Source organism: Methanobrevibacter sp. UBA412 (assembly GCA_002495685.1).
Classification (GTDB): Archaea; Methanobacteriota; Methanobacteria; order Methanobacteriales; family Methanobacteriaceae; genus Methanobrevibacter_A; species Methanobrevibacter_A acididurans.
In genome coordinates, this window is record DAGJ01000004.1 from 123,090 (window position 1) to 139,133 (window position 16,044).

The 16,044-nt window shown below is 24.7% G+C and carries 16 protein-coding genes and 1 tRNA gene; 15 read left to right on the forward strand and 2 right to left on the reverse strand.

The features are described 5' to 3' along the window. The 3 genes from cfbC to BP997_RS01405 all read left to right on the forward strand — a co-directional run bounded on the left by cfbC (window position 1) and on the right by BP997_RS01405 (window position 2,715). Window positions 1–801: a Ni-sirohydrochlorin a,c-diamide reductive cyclase ATP-dependent reductase subunit gene (cfbC, locus tag BP997_RS01395; RefSeq protein WP_413825985.1), complete on the forward strand. Its 801-nt coding sequence runs from the start codon at window positions 1–3 to the stop codon at window positions 799–801. Between the two features lie 461 nt (window positions 802–1,262). Next, the gene (locus tag BP997_RS01400) at window positions 1,263–1,769 is read left to right on the forward strand and encodes a hypothetical protein (protein ID WP_413828693.1); all 507 of its coding nucleotides are present in this window, start codon (window positions 1,263–1,265) and stop codon (window positions 1,767–1,769) included. A 31-nt stretch (window positions 1,770–1,800) separates the two neighbouring features. Next, window positions 1,801–2,715, forward strand: a complete 915-nt coding sequence (locus BP997_RS01405) for a sensor histidine kinase (RefSeq protein ID WP_413825980.1) — start codon at window positions 1,801–1,803, stop codon at window positions 2,713–2,715. On the opposite strand, the gene BP997_RS01410 is transcribed toward BP997_RS01405, so the two are convergent. Next, entirely contained in the window at window positions 2,712–3,188 is a 477-nt protein-coding gene (locus BP997_RS01410) for a GIY-YIG nuclease family protein (RefSeq protein WP_413825978.1), read from the reverse strand. The two genes, BP997_RS01405 and BP997_RS01410, sit on opposite strands and share 4 nt — an antisense overlap. A 616-nt stretch (window positions 3,189–3,804) precedes the next feature. Here BP997_RS01410 and BP997_RS01415 point away from each other — a divergent pair. The 10 genes from BP997_RS01415 (at window position 3,805) to BP997_RS01460 (ending at window position 11,847) form a co-directional block, all read left to right on the forward strand. Further along, window positions 3,805–5,397 (forward strand): sensor histidine kinase, encoded by a 1,593-nt coding sequence (locus BP997_RS01415; RefSeq protein ID WP_413828695.1) that lies wholly within the window; start codon window positions 3,805–3,807, stop codon window positions 5,395–5,397. A 12-nt stretch (window positions 5,398–5,409) separates the two neighbouring features. Next, on the forward strand, window positions 5,410–5,832 hold the full coding sequence (locus BP997_RS01420; protein ID WP_409197690.1) for a DUF371 domain-containing protein: 423 nt from the start codon (window positions 5,410–5,412) through the stop codon (window positions 5,830–5,832). Window positions 5,833–5,909: 77 nt separating this feature from the next. After that, window positions 5,910–5,993 (forward strand) — tRNA-Leu (locus tag BP997_RS01425). A 262-nt stretch (window positions 5,994–6,255) separates the two neighbouring features. Next, window positions 6,256–7,113: a UTP--glucose-1-phosphate uridylyltransferase GalU gene (gene galU, locus BP997_RS01430; protein WP_413828697.1), complete on the forward strand. Its 858-nt coding sequence runs from the start codon at window positions 6,256–6,258 to the stop codon at window positions 7,111–7,113. Between the two features lie 11 nt (window positions 7,114–7,124). After that, window positions 7,125–7,664, forward strand: coding sequence for a hypothetical protein (locus BP997_RS01435; protein WP_413828699.1), 540 nt, complete (start codon window positions 7,125–7,127; stop codon window positions 7,662–7,664). Between the two features lie 33 nt (window positions 7,665–7,697). Continuing rightward, the gene (locus BP997_RS01440; RefSeq protein WP_413825967.1) at window positions 7,698–8,666 is read left to right on the forward strand and encodes an NAD-dependent epimerase/dehydratase family protein; all 969 of its coding nucleotides are present in this window, start codon (window positions 7,698–7,700) and stop codon (window positions 8,664–8,666) included. A 46-nt stretch (window positions 8,667–8,712) separates the two neighbouring features. After that, entirely contained in the window at window positions 8,713–9,399 is a 687-nt protein-coding gene (locus BP997_RS01445; RefSeq protein ID WP_413828701.1) for a glycosyltransferase family 2 protein, read from the forward strand. An 18-nt stretch (window positions 9,400–9,417) separates the two neighbouring features. Then, window positions 9,418–10,368: an ADP-ribosylglycohydrolase family protein gene (locus BP997_RS01450; protein ID WP_413828703.1), complete on the forward strand. Its 951-nt coding sequence runs from the start codon at window positions 9,418–9,420 to the stop codon at window positions 10,366–10,368. Between the two features lie 55 nt (window positions 10,369–10,423). Next, a complete protein-coding gene (locus BP997_RS01455) occupies window positions 10,424–10,645 on the forward strand; it encodes a TIGR04165 family Cys-rich peptide (RefSeq protein ID WP_409197684.1) in 222 nt (73 codons plus the stop codon). Window positions 10,646–10,701: 56 nt separating this feature from the next. Continuing rightward, on the forward strand, window positions 10,702–11,847 hold the full coding sequence (locus tag BP997_RS01460; RefSeq protein ID WP_413825960.1) for a TIGR04083 family peptide-modifying radical SAM enzyme: 1,146 nt from the start codon (window positions 10,702–10,704) through the stop codon (window positions 11,845–11,847). A gap of 6 nt (window positions 11,848–11,853) precedes the next feature. On the opposite strand, the gene BP997_RS01465 is transcribed toward BP997_RS01460, so the two are convergent. Next, window positions 11,854–12,279, reverse strand: coding sequence for a GtrA family protein (locus tag BP997_RS01465; RefSeq protein ID WP_413825957.1), 426 nt, complete (start codon window positions 12,277–12,279; stop codon window positions 11,854–11,856). 534 nt (window positions 12,280–12,813) lie between these two features. Here BP997_RS01465 and BP997_RS01470 point away from each other — a divergent pair. Both BP997_RS01470 and BP997_RS01475 read left to right on the forward strand, forming a co-directional pair. Next, window positions 12,814–13,746: a glycosyltransferase family 2 protein gene (locus BP997_RS01470; protein ID WP_413825954.1), complete on the forward strand. Its 933-nt coding sequence runs from the start codon at window positions 12,814–12,816 to the stop codon at window positions 13,744–13,746. Window positions 13,747–13,974: 228 nt separating this feature from the next. After that, complete coding sequence (locus BP997_RS01475; RefSeq protein ID WP_413825952.1) at window positions 13,975–15,981, forward strand: DUF7657 domain-containing protein; 2,007 nt, start codon at window positions 13,975–13,977, stop codon at window positions 15,979–15,981. Window positions 15,982–16,044 lie beyond the last annotated feature (63 nt).

Here is a 16,044-nt window from a genome sequence, read left to right on the forward strand (position 1 = left end):
TTGAAAAAACAGAAAAAAATAGCAATATATGGAAAAGGTGGAATAGGAAAATCAACAACAGTAGCTAATATATCTGCCGCATACAGTCAACAAGGAAAAAATTTAATGGTTATTGGTTGTGATCCTAAAGCAGATACTACAAGAACATTATATGGTAAAAGAATACCTACTGTAGTTAGTACATTAAAAGATAATCATAAACCAAAAATTGATGATTTAGTTTTCACAGGTTATAATGGGATAAAATGTGTGGAAAGTGGAGGTCCTGAACCTGGAGTTGGATGTGCTGGACGGGGCGTTATTGTTGCAATGAAACGTTTAGAAAACGTTGGTGCATTCAATGAAGATTTAGATATTATATTTTATGATGTTCTTGGAGATGTAGTATGTGGAGGATTCTCAGTGCCTTTACGAGAAGATTATGCTGATGAAGTTTTCATAGTATCCTCAGGTGAATACATGTCATTATATGCTGCAAATAACATTTCTCGAGGAATTAAAAAATTACATGGTAATCTTGCAGGTATAATCTGTAATTGTAGAAATATACCTAATGAAGAGAATATTGTTAAATTATTTGCTGAAAAGATAGGTACTAAGATAATTGGAACAATCCATAGAAGTAATCTCATACAACAAAGTGAATTAGATGCTAAAACAGTTGTTGAAAAATATCCTGAATCCGAAGAAGCAGAAGAATACAATGATTTAGCTTTAAAAATATTAAATAATAATGATTATATAGTGCCTGAACCATTAAATGATGAAGAATTCGAAAACTTTTTTAAACAATTTATTTAATTATAAAATTTTACTTTTTTTAGAAAACTATTTTAATACTTACTAACAAAAAAATATTATAAGTATGCATAATAAATATTAGGAAAGTATAAAACATGTTAAACAAGTTATTAGATGATGATTATGATTATAAAACATTTATTAATTATCCTCTTGTTAATAAATTAAAAAAATATTCTATTTTAATAACAATTATAACCTTAATAATTTTTTTAGCCGTGATTTTCTTAAATATTTTGTTACATTTACCAAATAAAAATTTTTTAATATTTAACACTACATTTTTTTCACTATTCTGTATTGGGTTTTTATTAGTAGCTAATAAAGAAAATCATCATAAAAAGTATTTAAATAATTTTTCTAAACTATTTCTTGCTTTAATGATTTTAAATACAAGTATTTTTCTTTTATCTTTATTAAATTTAATTAATTTATCTTTTTATTTTCAATTTGGTAAATTAATGTTATTATTTATTATATTAAATTATATTGGGATTATCTTCCTTTTATATTCATTAATCTATAAAAAATATTATGCTTTTGCACAATTTTTGGCTTTACTTTTAATTGTTGGAAGATTTGTTGCTTTTGCAATAAATTATGTAAATATTAACCTTAATGGTATGGTTTTATTATTTACTTTATCCTCTTATTTAATAATTTCATTTTTATTCTTAGCTTATACTCCTGATAAAGGATTTATGAAACATTTAAATCTTAAAACTAAAAACAGTGTATTTGGAAGGAATATATTTATAATAGGTAATATTTTTGTTTTAGTACTTACAGTAATCTTAATCATTAAATCTGCATGGTTTACTTTTTTATCAAATGAATTATTCTTAATATTATCTTCAGTATTATTCTTAATATTTTTAGTTTTTTATTATATTAATCATATTACTTATGCTGAGTTTAACCATATTCAATCAGAAGAAGAAGCAGAAAAAAAAACAAGTATTATTTGAAGATATAATACAGTATACTATTGAAGGGGTCATGGTTTTAAATGAAGAAGATCAAATTGTTTATGCAAATGATATTTACTATGAATTTAGGGGTTTTGATGAAAATATTATTGGTTTAAATTATTTCACAGAATTTGATGGGCTTGTTAAAAATCATGCTTTAGAAGTAAAAAAATCTTTGAAACCTCATTTCTTTGAATTTAGTCATAAATCTCAAAATATTGATAGAAATTTTAATGGATGGGTAATACCTTTTATTAAAAATGATAAATTTGATGGTGTTGTTATAACAACTTTTGATATATCTGAATCTATTGAAAAACAATCAGCTCTTAAAAAAAGTATTAAAGAAAGGAATGCTCTTTTAACTGAGGTTCATCATCGTGTTAAGAATAATATGCAAATTATTATCAGTTTATTAAGTATTCAATCTCATAAAATCGATAATTTAGAAGCTAAAGAAGCTATTTTTCAGACTCAATCTCGTGTTCGTAGTATGGCTTTAGTTCATGAGAATTTATATAAAAATCTAAATTTTGAGGATATGGATATTTTTGATTATATAAATGATTTAGTTCGTGAGATTAAAGGAAGTTATATTACTTCTAAAAAGATTACCTTTAAAATGGATTTAGTTAAGACATATATAAATTTAGATATTGCTATTTCTCTTGGTTTAATTATTAATGAACTTTTAACCAATAGTATTAAGTATGCTTTTGAAGGTCGTGATGAAGGAACAGTTTGGGTTAAGTTAAGTGAGAATGATGGTTTATTTACTTTAATTATTGAAGATGATGGTATTGGCATTAATAATTCTGTAAGTAAAGGTACTGGTATAGGTTCTACTTTAATTAATAGTTTGGTTGCTCAAATTGAAGGAACATATGCGATTGAAAGTAAGAATGGAACTAAAGTTTCTATAACTTTTAAAAATAAAGTTTAATTAATTATAATTCTATTTTTTTCATTGTAGTTTTTTTTAAAATATTTTAAGTCATGGTAATTCATATTAAGATTATTAAATGTGTTTTTAACATTTTCATTTGCATCTTCATAATTTTTAAAATAGATTAAATGACTGTTGCATTTACAATCAGAGCATCCAAATTTTGGTATTCCCGCTCCTTTTTTGCTGATTCTTTGGGCTAGTTTGCATTCAATTTTATTGTTAGAAATATTGAATAAGACTTCTTCAATTTTAGTATTTTTATTTTGTAATAAGTAATCTATATGCCAATGTAATTTTTTTTCTTGAGATAAATGTCTTTTAATTCTAGGAATTAATGAATTCATTGCAGATCCTATATAAACATAATATCCTTTGTTGAATTTTAAATTAGAGTATAAATTACCTATTTTAATATTTTCCTCTTTTTTTAAATATATAATTAAACAATAAGAACCTTTTAATGGCATAGTTTTCCTCTTTTAAAAAATATTTATTAAAACTTTTGGCTTTTAAGAACTTTTTATTTTTTTCTATTTAATATTTTTTTATAGTAAAGTCTTTATTTTTATTTAGTAATCTATATATCCGATTAGTAAAATGTAATTTTAAGTTAATACTTCTATTTTAATACTATTTACCTTTCATATTTTTTTATTTAATCAATAAACTTATGATTTAATGAATTATAAAATTGAAATTAATGTTTAAATTTTTCTAGGGATATGTTAATGGTTTTGTCTTAGTTAAATATAAATAATATTCAAAGATAAAAATTAATATTATATTACAAAATTTTTTCCTAATAAATTGGAGATAAACAAGTTGTTTAAATATACTAAAGATGAGGAATATGAAAAATATTTGACAGGGTTAGTTGATCAAGTTTATGTTAATAATTTAAAAAAATTAAGTAAACTATTATTTTCACTAATTATTTTAATAATTGTAGTGGGCATGGTTTTTAACTCATATTTTATAACAGATATTAATTTTTTTCATCGGTTTATGATAGAAAGTTCCTTTTTTCTTTGTTTTTCTGTAACTGCATTTTTATCCATTTCAAAATTTAGGGAAAAATATGGAATGTTAATTAAAGGATTATTTTTCTTAACTATGCTTTTATTTATAATATTTTTTGCATATATCATTTTAATTAATCCAAGTTTTATTCTTAGAATTTCTAATATAATTTATGGCTTATGTTTATTTTCCTTATTGATTTTATTATATTTAACATTTAAACAGAAATATTTTAAGGGATCACAAGTCTTATCATTTATAGTGCTTGTAATCGGGATTATTGGATTTTTCTTTTACTCACAACCAGGTATGGATAACCATTATTATGCTTTACGTGCTTTAGTAACCTACTTTATGTTAGGTTTTGCTTTTTTATTAATACATCCAGATGAAGGTTTAATGAGAATATTTTGTTTAAATAACTTGAGCAGTCGTTTTGGAAGATACTTTTTAAGCATATTTTCTATAATAATGTTTTCAATATTACTATTTATTTACCCTATTGTTAACCATACCAATTATATGATACTTAATGAGATTCCATTTGAAGGATTAATAGCTTCTATTTTACTATTTGTATTCTATTTATTAATTTTCTTATTTGTAATTAGCATCAATAAAAAGGATATTAATAGATTAATTTTAAAGATGAAATCTGATAAAAGGGAAAAATTTTTTGAAAGATTAATAGATTATACAAATGATATGGTTTTAGTGACTGATTCAAATCATATTATGACTTATGCAAATTCTAAATTATTTGAAATATTAAAATTAGATAAAGATAATTTATTAGGTAAAAACTTTATTAATTTTTCTCCTGAATTGTTTATAAAAAAACATTTATATTTAAAATCTTGTAAAAATTTAACAACAGAATTTGTTGAATCTCATAAGGTTACAATTGATGGTAATGATTTATATTTAAGTGGTTATATAATACCAATTTTAAAAGATGGTAATTTCAATGGTACTATAAATGTTATTGTTAATATGACAGATATTGAAAAAGATGAAAGTAATCTCAGGTCTTCCTTAAAATTATTAAATGTATTGTTAACTGAGGTTCATCATCGTGTTAAGAATAATATGCAAATAATTATAAGTTTGCTTAACTTACAAAAGTATCAAATTAAAGATGAAAATGTGATAAATGTATTGAATGATAGTCAATCACGTATTAAAGCAATTTCATTAGTTCATGAAAACCTTTACATGTCAGGACAATTTTCAGAAATAAATATTAAAGATTATATTGACTTATTAATTGTTGAAGTTAAAAATCATTACAGTAATATTCCTAATTTGGCAATTAATAATAATGTTGAAGATAAATTTATTTGTTTAGATAATGCTGTGCCTTTAGGTTTAATAATTAATGAGCTATTAAATAATTCTATAATATGTGGATTTAATAATGGCGAGTATTTAAAAGAAAAAAATATTCAAGGAGTAATTGATGTAGATCTATTTCAGAATGATAATAATAAAATCATATTAAAAGTTAAAGATAATGGTAGAGGTTTTAATTTATCTAATAAAGATTTAAATATTAGTATAGAACTAATGAATGCTTTATCCAGTCAATTATCTGCAGAATATGAGATAGTGGAAAATAATGGTGTTGAATTTATTTTCATAATGCCCCAAATTTAAGCTGTGATCTTAATGAATGATTATAATTTTAAAATTCGTACAAAAGGCCATAAGAATGTGACTAGTAAACATAAATCTACTTTTGAAATAACAAAAGATTCAGAAATTGGTAAAACTGCTGATTGTATTATAGGAGTTAAAATGGATAAATCATTACTAGATTTTCCAGACGATTTTAAAGAAAAAATTAGAGATTCTAATACTCAAATTATTATGAAACTTAAAACAATTCATGGTTTTGATGAAATTCAAGGTTATGGAGATGAAAAACTTACATTAAATCATCCTACAGATATTGTATGTAGAAAAAGTAATTATACTTGTAATAGAACTTTAATGGTTAATGCAAATAAAGCATCTTGTGATTTAAATGCAGATCTTATTGATGATTTAAGTAATGGAGAGCTTATGGATGTTGAAATTATTTTAAAATAATTTTAAATATATAATGGTTAAGTTTAAATACTTTAATAGGTAAATAATTAATTACTGTATTATTTATTTTTAATAATGCGGGGGTGGTCGAGTGGTCAAAGGCGATAGGTTGAGGGCCTATTGGGTTAGTCCCTTCGCGGGTTCAAGTCCCGTCTCCCGCACTCATACTTTTTTAATTTAACTCAAAAAAAATCTATTTTTAATAAAAAAATTTCTAGTTTTTCTAAAAAATATTTCTTAATCTAATTTTTTCACAATTTAATTTATCAAATTTTATATATTTTAAAAAATAAAAATAACTTAAATTATAAACTAATAATATTTAATAAATAGTTTAATTTTGGAAAAAACTTTTAATTTGAAAAAAATAATTAATTTTCCCAATAAAAATAATTAGAATAATTTATTCAGGAGGTAATATATTTGAAAGCAGTTATACCAGCAGCAGGTTTAGGAACAAGATTTTTACCAGCTACTAAAGCTCAACCTAAAGAAATGTTACCAGTTTATGATAAACCAACAATACAATATGTTATAGAAGAAGCAGTTGCATCTGGAATAGATGATATAATTATCGTAACAGGTAAAGGTAAACGAACTATAGAAGATCATTTTGATAGGTCATTTGAACTTGAACATCACTTAAGAGAAAGAGGTAAAATAGATTATCTTGAACAAATTAAAGCAATTAGTGACTTAGCAGATATTTATTACGTTAGACAAAAAAAACAAAAAGGATTAGGTCATGCGATTTACTGTGCTGAAAAACATATAGGTGATGAACCTTTTGCTGTAATGTTAGGTGATACTATTACAAGAGGCAAAATTCCATGCACACAACAATTAATAAATGTTTATAGAAAATATAATTCTTCTGCAATATCCGTTGAAAAAGTGCCTCAAAATAAAATTGAAAGATATGGTATTATAGATGGAAACCAAGTGGAAAATAATGTATATGAAATTAATAATTTAGTTGAAAAACCATCAATCAACGAAGCACCAAGTAATCTAGCTATAATGGGTCGTTACTTATTAACCTCAAATATTTTTGAGGCAATAGAAGAAACTCAACCTGGTAAAGGCGGTGAAATACAATTAACTGATGCTTTATCAAAACTAAATAAAGTTTATGGTGCTGTCTATGATGGTAAATCTTATGATATCGGGAATCGTTTAGAATGGTTAGAAACATCATTGAAATTTGCAATGGATGATCCAGAAGCAAAAGACGATTTAACCAATTATATAAAAAATGACTTATTCAAAAATAAAGATTGATGGTAATAATTATGGCTAATGAATCAATGAGTTCACTAAAACAAGAATTGGACATTACAAAACGGAAACTTCAAAATACAAACCAATTATATCAGCAAGTAAAAGACAGAAACTCTTACATACAAAAAAGAATGTCCCAATTGGTTGAAGAGAAAAATAGCGTTCAAGAAGAACTCCTAAAATATCAAGCAATGGATTTAAAATTAAAAAGTAAAGAAGTTGTAAAATTTAGAATTGATTTCAATAAAATGAAACATAGAACAAAGGTTACAAAAAATTTATTAGATGAGCAAAGACAAGATAATATAAATTTTAACCTTAAATTAGCCAAATGTGATAAAAATATTAAAGAATTATTCCAAATTATAGATGAAATAAGTGAAAACATTGATTATTTAATTGATGAAAATTACTTATTAAAAGATTTAATCATAGATTACCAATATCAAAGTTTATGGGATTATTTAAGTAATAAAAAACCTGAAAACTTAACAAAATATGAAGAAACCGTTAGAGATAACAGTGAAATATCTAATATTTATAAAAAATAATTAAATTAATAAAAAAATTAGGGGAATTAAATAATGGAAACTCAAAGAATTTTAGTAACTGGTGGAAGTGGATTTATAGGAACTAATTTAGTAAATGAACTCCGAAGTAGAGGACATGAAGTATTAGCATGTGATTTATTACACCATGAAGGGGAAGCAGATTTATACAGTGACTCATATTCAGATTATGTACGTGGAGATGTTAGAAGTTATCGTCAAATGGAACGTATATTCGATGATAATGATGATTTTGATTATGTATACCATTTAGCTGCAGAATATGGAAGATGGAATGGTGAAGCATACTATGAAAACCTTTGGCAAACAAATGTAATGGGATTAAAAAATATGATCCGTTTACAAGAAAAATTAGGTTTCCGTATGATAAGTTTCTCTTCAGCAGAAGTTTACGGAGATTATGATGGAATTATGACTGAAGATGTAATGACCAATAATCCAATTGCAGATACTTACCAAATGAATGATTATGCAATCAGTAAATGGGCTGGAGAATTAATGGTAATGAATTCAGCAACAATGTTCAACACTGAAACCGTAAGAGTAAGACCAGTAAACTGTTATGGTCCTCATGAAGCTTATTCACCTTATAAAGGATTTATTCCAATATTTATCTATAAAGCATTACATGGTTTACCTTACAGTGTACATATGGGACATAAAAGAATAATAGATTATGTGGATGATACTGTAAATACTTTTGCTAATATAGTGGATAATTTTATTCCTGGAGAAGTATATAATGTGGGAAGTAAACAAGAATGGGAAAGAGATATTAAACAATACTCTGATATGGTTTTAGATGCATGTGGAGTGGATGATTCTCTTATAACTTACACCGAACCTGAAGCTTTCACTACTAAAGTTAAAACTATTGATTTCAGCAAAGCAATTCGTGATTTAAAACATAATCCTCAAATACCTCCCGAAGAAGGTATTAAAAGAACAGTTGATTGGATGAAATATTATTATAGAATTGAATAAAATCTTTTTAATTAAATAATTATTTTCAAATGGAGAATTGGTAAATTTGGTTAAATCAATAGCAATTATTCCAGCATTTAATGAAGAAATTGCAATAGGTTCAGTAATTTTAAGAACCCTTCAATATATTGATGATGTTTTGGTTATAGATGATGGTAGTGAAGATAAAACAAAACAAACAGCATTATTAGCTGGAGCTCATGTATTAACTCATCCTGTTAATTATGGTAAAGGCATAGCCTTAAAATCAGGTTTTGATTATGTTTCCGATTTAAGCTATGATGTTATAATCACTATTGATGCTGATGGTCAACACAACCCAGATGAAATTCCAGAATTAATAAAACCTGTAATTGAAGATGGAGTGGATTTAGTTAATGGTAGTAGATATTTAAATGGACATGAAGAAAACACTCCAGCTTATCGTAGGGTAGGTCAACAAGTATTAGATCATGCAACTAATATTTCAGCTGGAATTCATGTAACAGATTCACAAAGTGGATTCAGAGCATTCAGTAATAAGGCTTTGCCTTGTTTCAGATTCAATGATCCAGGATTTGGTATTGAAAGTGAAATGTTAGCAGATGCATCTGATAATGGATTAAAGATTAGTGAAGTACCTATAACTGTTAGATATGATGTTAATAGTTCAACAAAAAATCCAGTAACTCATGGAGTAGGTGTGCTCTTAAAAATTGGTAAAGATAAAGTTGAAAGAACATTAAAAAAATAAAATTTTTTGTTGATTTTTATGAAAAATGTTAAAGATGGTATAGTAGGTTTAGTTGTAGGGGATGCATTAGGGGTTCCATATGAATTTAAACCAAGAAAATATTTCGAGGATCATCCTGTAACAAATATGGATGGGTATGGTACTCATAATCAACCGGCTGGTACATGGTCTGATGATTCTAGTTTAACACTTGCAACAATAGATAGTTTAACAAGTTGTGGCCTAGATTATGAAGATATAATGAAAAAATTTTATGCATGGTTCATTGATTCTGATTATACTGCAACTGGTGAAATATTTGATATGGGTATAAGTACTAGAAATGCAATTATAAAATATGGTGAAGGTGAAAGTCCAATACTCTGTGGAGGTAATGGTGAAAGAGATAATGGTAATGGCTCCCTTATGAGAATATTACCTGCTGCTTATTATTTACATGGAAAATCTATGGAAACAGAAGATGCAATGGAAATTATTCATAATTTATCTTCATTAACTCATAACCATATTAGAAGTAAAATATCCTGTGGTATATATGTAAATATTGCATTAAAATTATTAAATAATGATATAGGTTTACCTCTTATTGAAGTAATAAAAAATGGGGTGGAAGATGCTGTAGATTATTATAATTCAAAAAAAGAGTATTCTGATGAATTAAATCATTATTTTAAAAGAATTATTAACGGTGAAATTTATAATTTATCCTGTGATAAAATACAGAGTAGTGGTTATGTAACTGCGACTTTAGAAGCTAGTATATGGTGTTTAGCTCAAACAGATAATTATAAAGATTCTATACTTAAAGCTGTGAATTTAGGTTATGATACTGATACAACTGCCTCTGTTTGTGGTGGTTTATCTGGAATATATTATGGTTATGATAATATTCCTAAAAATTGGCTTTCTGAAATAGAAAATATTAATCAAATCATTGATTTATGTGATAATTTTGAAGAAACTTTATAAAAAAAATTTTAAATTAATTAAATTATATACTTAATATTTAAGGGAGAAAAAAATAATGAAGCTTGAAGAAATGTTAGCAAAATGTCCAGAATGTGGTTCTACAGATAAAATAATTAAAAGAAGAATGATTGATAACCACCATGCACATGCTGAATTAAAAGAAATAGTATGTGAAAATTGTGGACATGTATTTAGTGATGGTTCTGAAGAAGAACCTGAAGAAATTAAAGAAAAAGAAAAAGTATTAAGAGAATTGACCCAAAACGGTTTATTCTAATTTTATATAAATTTTTATTATTTCATTTTTTCTAAGATTTGAAGGTTTAAAATATTATGACATTTCATGTAATGATTATACCAACATTAAAATGTCCATCTAACTGTAGTTACTGTTGGGGATCTGAAGATAAATCACCAATAATGAGTATAAGTGTGATAAAACAGATTAATGAATGGTTAAAAGATTTCAGAGATGATGATGTTCATTTCACATTCCATGGGGGAGAACCATTATTAGCGGGTTATGACTTTTATGAGGAAGCATTACCACTTTTAAATGATAGTGAAACTCATATTACAGAAGGATTTTCTTTACAAAGTAATTTATGGTTATTAACAGATGAAATGGCTAAATTATTCTCAAAATATAATATTAACATTAGTACAAGTATAGATGGTCCAAAAGATATAAACGATTATCAACGTGGAAAAGGATACTTTGACAAAACAATGAAAAAAGTACATCTTGCAGAAGAGAACGGTTTAAATATTAACTTTGTATGTACTTTTACAAGTTACTCTAAAGATTACAGTAATCAAATATATGATTTTTTCAAAGATAATGGTTATGTTCTTAAAATTCATGCAGCATTACCCTCATTAAGAGGGGAAAATGCAGATCCATGGGCATTACCTCAAAAAGAACATGGGAAAATATTAGTTGATTGGTTAGATAAATATTTATATGATTTAGATAAATTTGTTGTAATGGATTTAGATCATATAACTAAAAGTACATTGCGAAGAAGAGGAACATTATGCACATTTAATGATTGTATGGGTACTACTTTAGCAGTAGGTGCAGAAGGAAACATATACCCATGTTATCGTTTTGTAGGAATGACTGAGTACATAATGGGAAATGTTGCTGATAAACCAAGTATGGAAGATTTAAAACAATCACAAGCTTGGAATAAGTTAATGGAATTTGAAGAATATGTTGATGAAAATTGTGGAAAATGTAAATTTATAAAATATTGTCGTGGGGGATGTCCATATAATGCATTAGTATCAAATGGAACACCACAAGCAGTTGATCCTCAATGTGAAGCATATAGTATGATATTTGCTGAAGTTTCCAAATGTATAAATAAAGATTTCATGAAAGGTGCAATGGGGCAAATGTTAAATAATAATTCTGAAGAGGAAAACAATTCTAAAAAACAATTCAGTATTATGGATTTGGCAATGAAAAATTAAATTTTTTTATAATTTTTTACCATAATACATAACTCTTCTTGCTGAAAAATTCCAAAATAGAACCAATATTGAAGCTATAATCTTAGAAATCATATAATATATTCCACAGATATCTGTGAGTAAATAAAGTATTATTTCTGTAAAAACAAGACCTATTGTACTTATTAAGATGAATAAATTAAATTCTACCAATTTATTATTTATATTGTCTTGATTAAATACCCATTTAGTGCTCATCACATAATTAACAAGTACAGAAATTAAAAATGATAAAACGGCAGATATTAAATAATAAATATTTAAATAACTTGTGAATACGTAAAGTAATCCAAAATCGATTACAAAGGCGGTTCCTCCTACAAAAATATATCTAAAAAATTGTAGAAGAAGATTATCTGTTTTTTCTTTTAATAGTTTGTTAATTATTTGCAATTTAAATATTTCCTATTTTTTATTAATTTAATATATTTCTTTAATTTTTATTATATTTAATTTTATTTTTTTTTATCAATATTATCAGAATGTTTATAATAAAAAAAGAAATAAAGTTTTGTCAAAATAAGAGGAGTCCTATTTTTTAAGTTTTCATATCTATTTATTTTTGATTTAGAAATTAATAAGTCAATCTTTTTAATGCAAAAAAAGTTTTTTTTTGAATCATTTTTAATTTTTGTGGAAAATTATATCTTATTATACATTAAAAAAAAATGGTAAAAATTAATTGTACACTTAATAAATTAAACAATATATCTATAAAAATTTTCTTAATATTTATTAAACTGTTTATAATAATAGAAAATAAATTAATTATTAAATATAAATTTTAATAAAATTTATTAACATTAAAAATAAAATAAAATATAATTAATTAAGTTTTGATTAGTTAAATAAAAACATTTATATTATATCAAGTAAATAAATCTTAATTTATACATTTTTTGATAATTATATAAACGAGAATTTACTATGAAAACAGCAATATTGATTCCATGTTATAATGAAGCACTTACTATTGAAAAAGTCATCAAAGATTTTAAACATGAAATGCCTAATGCAGTAATTTATGTATATGATAATAACTCCTCAGATGGTAGTGATGAAATAGCTAAAGCTGCAGGAGCCATTGTAAAATATGAATTTAAACAGGGTAAAGGTAATGTTGTTAGATCAATGTTTAAAGATATTGATGCTGATTGTTATATATTAGTAGATGGAGATGATACTTACCCTGCAGAAGTTGCTCCTGAAATAGAAAAACTCATACTAAATAAAAAAGTAGATATGGTTATTGGGGATCGTCTTTCATCAAATTATTTTGAAGAAAATAAACGTCCTTTTCATAATATAGGTAATAAAACTGTACGTAATTTTATAAATTTCTTTTTTAAAAGTGATTTAAATGATATAATGTCTGGGATGAGAGGTTTTAGTTATGATTTTGTTAAATCATTTCCTATTTTATCTAAAGAATTTGAAATAGAAACAGAAATGACTATCTTTGCTTTAAATAATAATTTTAATATTGAAGAGATACCTATTACTTATAAAGATAGAATTGAAGGTAGTGTATCTAAACTTAACACTTATACTGATGGTTATAAAGTAATTGCTATGATATTTGCATTAATACGTGATAAAAGACCTTTTTTTTATTTTTCATCAATAACTTTAGTTCTTTTATCAATATCATTTTTATATTTCTTTCCCATATATTTGAACTTTCTGAAAACAGGGTATGTAGATAAAATTCCAACTTTATTACTAATTTGCACTATTTTAGTTTGTGCGATAATTATATTTTTTACAGGTGTGATTTTGCATGTTCTAAATAAACAGCATTCTCAGAATTTAGAACATCACTTAATACTATTAAAATATATTAAAAATAACAAGGAATAAGGTAAATATTTTAACAATAAAATTTTTTCATGAGGTATAAATAAAATGTATAATCTTAAAAATAATTTATTTAAAAATTCTTTAATTTTTACTTTTTCTTTGATTTTAACAATTTTAACTGAGATATATATCATTTTTGTTGAAAATCCTATCATATTTAATTCCACAAGTTTAGTTTCTATTTTAAATAAAATTATTTTATATTTTTCTTTTAAACATTTAATTTTGTTGTTTATAATAATATTCTCTTTAATTTATATTTTATCTTATGATAGTTTAAGGGTTAAATGTTCTAAATTTTTATATAAATTTCGTTATCCTTTAATCCTTGTTTTATTCTTAATTTGTGTAATATTTGAGATTCATGGATCATCTATAGCACAATTATCTTTATTCAATGTGGATTCTCATAATTCATTACTTGGTATTTCACGTGTGATTCGTTCAGATGAGTTTAATGTAAATACTGTAATGGCTTTTTCTCAATATCATAATGGATTTTCTTATTTCTCATCTATTCTTAGAGCTACGCCTACAGATATGTTTCTTCTTTATGGACAACCTGTTTGGAATTTAGTTGGCCTATTCCGTCCTTTTCATTGGGGATATTTATTTTTAACTCCTGGAAAAGGTTTATCCTTCTTTTGGGTAGGTAGATTATTAGGATTACTTTTAGTTTCGTTTGAAATGGGGATGTTTTTAACTAAAGAAAATAAAACATTATCTTTAGCTTATGCTTTATTATTAACATTTTCTCCACTTGTTCAATGGTGGTTTTCAGTAAATGGTTTAGTTGAAATGCTAATTTTTGGTCAATTAGCAATTCTTCTCATAAATTATTATATGAATACTATTTCTTATAAAAAACGTTTGTTATGTACTTTAGGTTTAATAATTTCGATTGGAGCATTTTTATTAGCTGTTTATCCTGCATGGGAGATACCTTTAGCTTATATTTTCTTAACTTTATCTATTGCAATATTTTTGCTTAATAAAAAATCTTTTAAATATTCTAAAAAAGATTTAATATTAAGTTTATTATTTGTCACTATTTTAGGGTTAAGTATGTTTTATATATTCTTAAAATCTCATCAAACTATAATTTCCCTTTTAAATACTTCTTATCCGGGTTTAAGAAATTATGTTGGTGGAGGGAACTTTTTATATGCGTTTGATTATATGGGTTCATTATTTTATTCTATTATTCCTCAACGTTTTAATGTTCAAGTTAATAATTTTTCTTTCATTATTTCATTCTTCCCATTAAGTATTATTCTTTATATCATTGTTACTTTTGTTCAAAAACAAAAAGATATAATTTTAAATAGTTTAATGGTTATTTATGTCTTTTTAGGATCTTACTATCTTTTTTCATGGCCTGCAATTATTGGAAAGGTCACATTATTAGGGAAATCCACTGATTTTCGTTTATTAGTAATTCTTTCTTTCCTTGATTTATTAATTCTTATACGTTCTATGGGTTTATTAAAACATATTAACTTTAATATTTTTAAATCTAAAATTTTTAGTAAGTTTAATGCTTTATTTAAAAATAGGTTCTCTTTTGTTTTGGGATTTTTAATGGCTGGAATAATTCTTTTTATTTCAATTTGGGCTTCTAATTTTCATTATAATATGTTTATGATAATGATATTAATGATTATATTTGGATTTTCATTTTTCTTTATTTTAAATAGTGGTGAAAATAAGAAAGCTCAAACTGGATTTTTAGTTTGTATATTAATTATTTCATTTACTGGAGGAGCTTTAGTAAATCCAATTGAATCTGGAGTAAATGTTTATTTTAATCAAGCTCCTATTCAAGAGGTTTCTCATATTGTTCAAAATGATCCTAATGCTACTTGGATTGTAGAAGGAAATGGTATATATATTGATGAATTAATTCCAGTTGGAGCACATACACTTAATTCAGTAAACACTTATCCTAATTTAAAAGCATGGTCTTCTTTAGATTCAAATAATAACAATCTTAGTATTTATAATAGATATGCTCATGTTCCTACATTTTTAACAAAGGATAATACAAGTTTTAATTTAATACAAGCTGATGTTTTCGCTTTATCCTTAAATATTAATGATTTAGAAAAACTTAATGTTAGTTATATATTTACAAAAAATGATTTAAGTGGTTTGAACTCGGATAAGGTGAATTTTAATAAAATTTATGATCATGATGGATATAAAATTTATAATATAATTTACTCTAAGAATTAACTTAAATCTTTTTAAATTTATTTAGAGTAAAAATTTAAGTTTATTTTGGCTCTGTAGAAATCC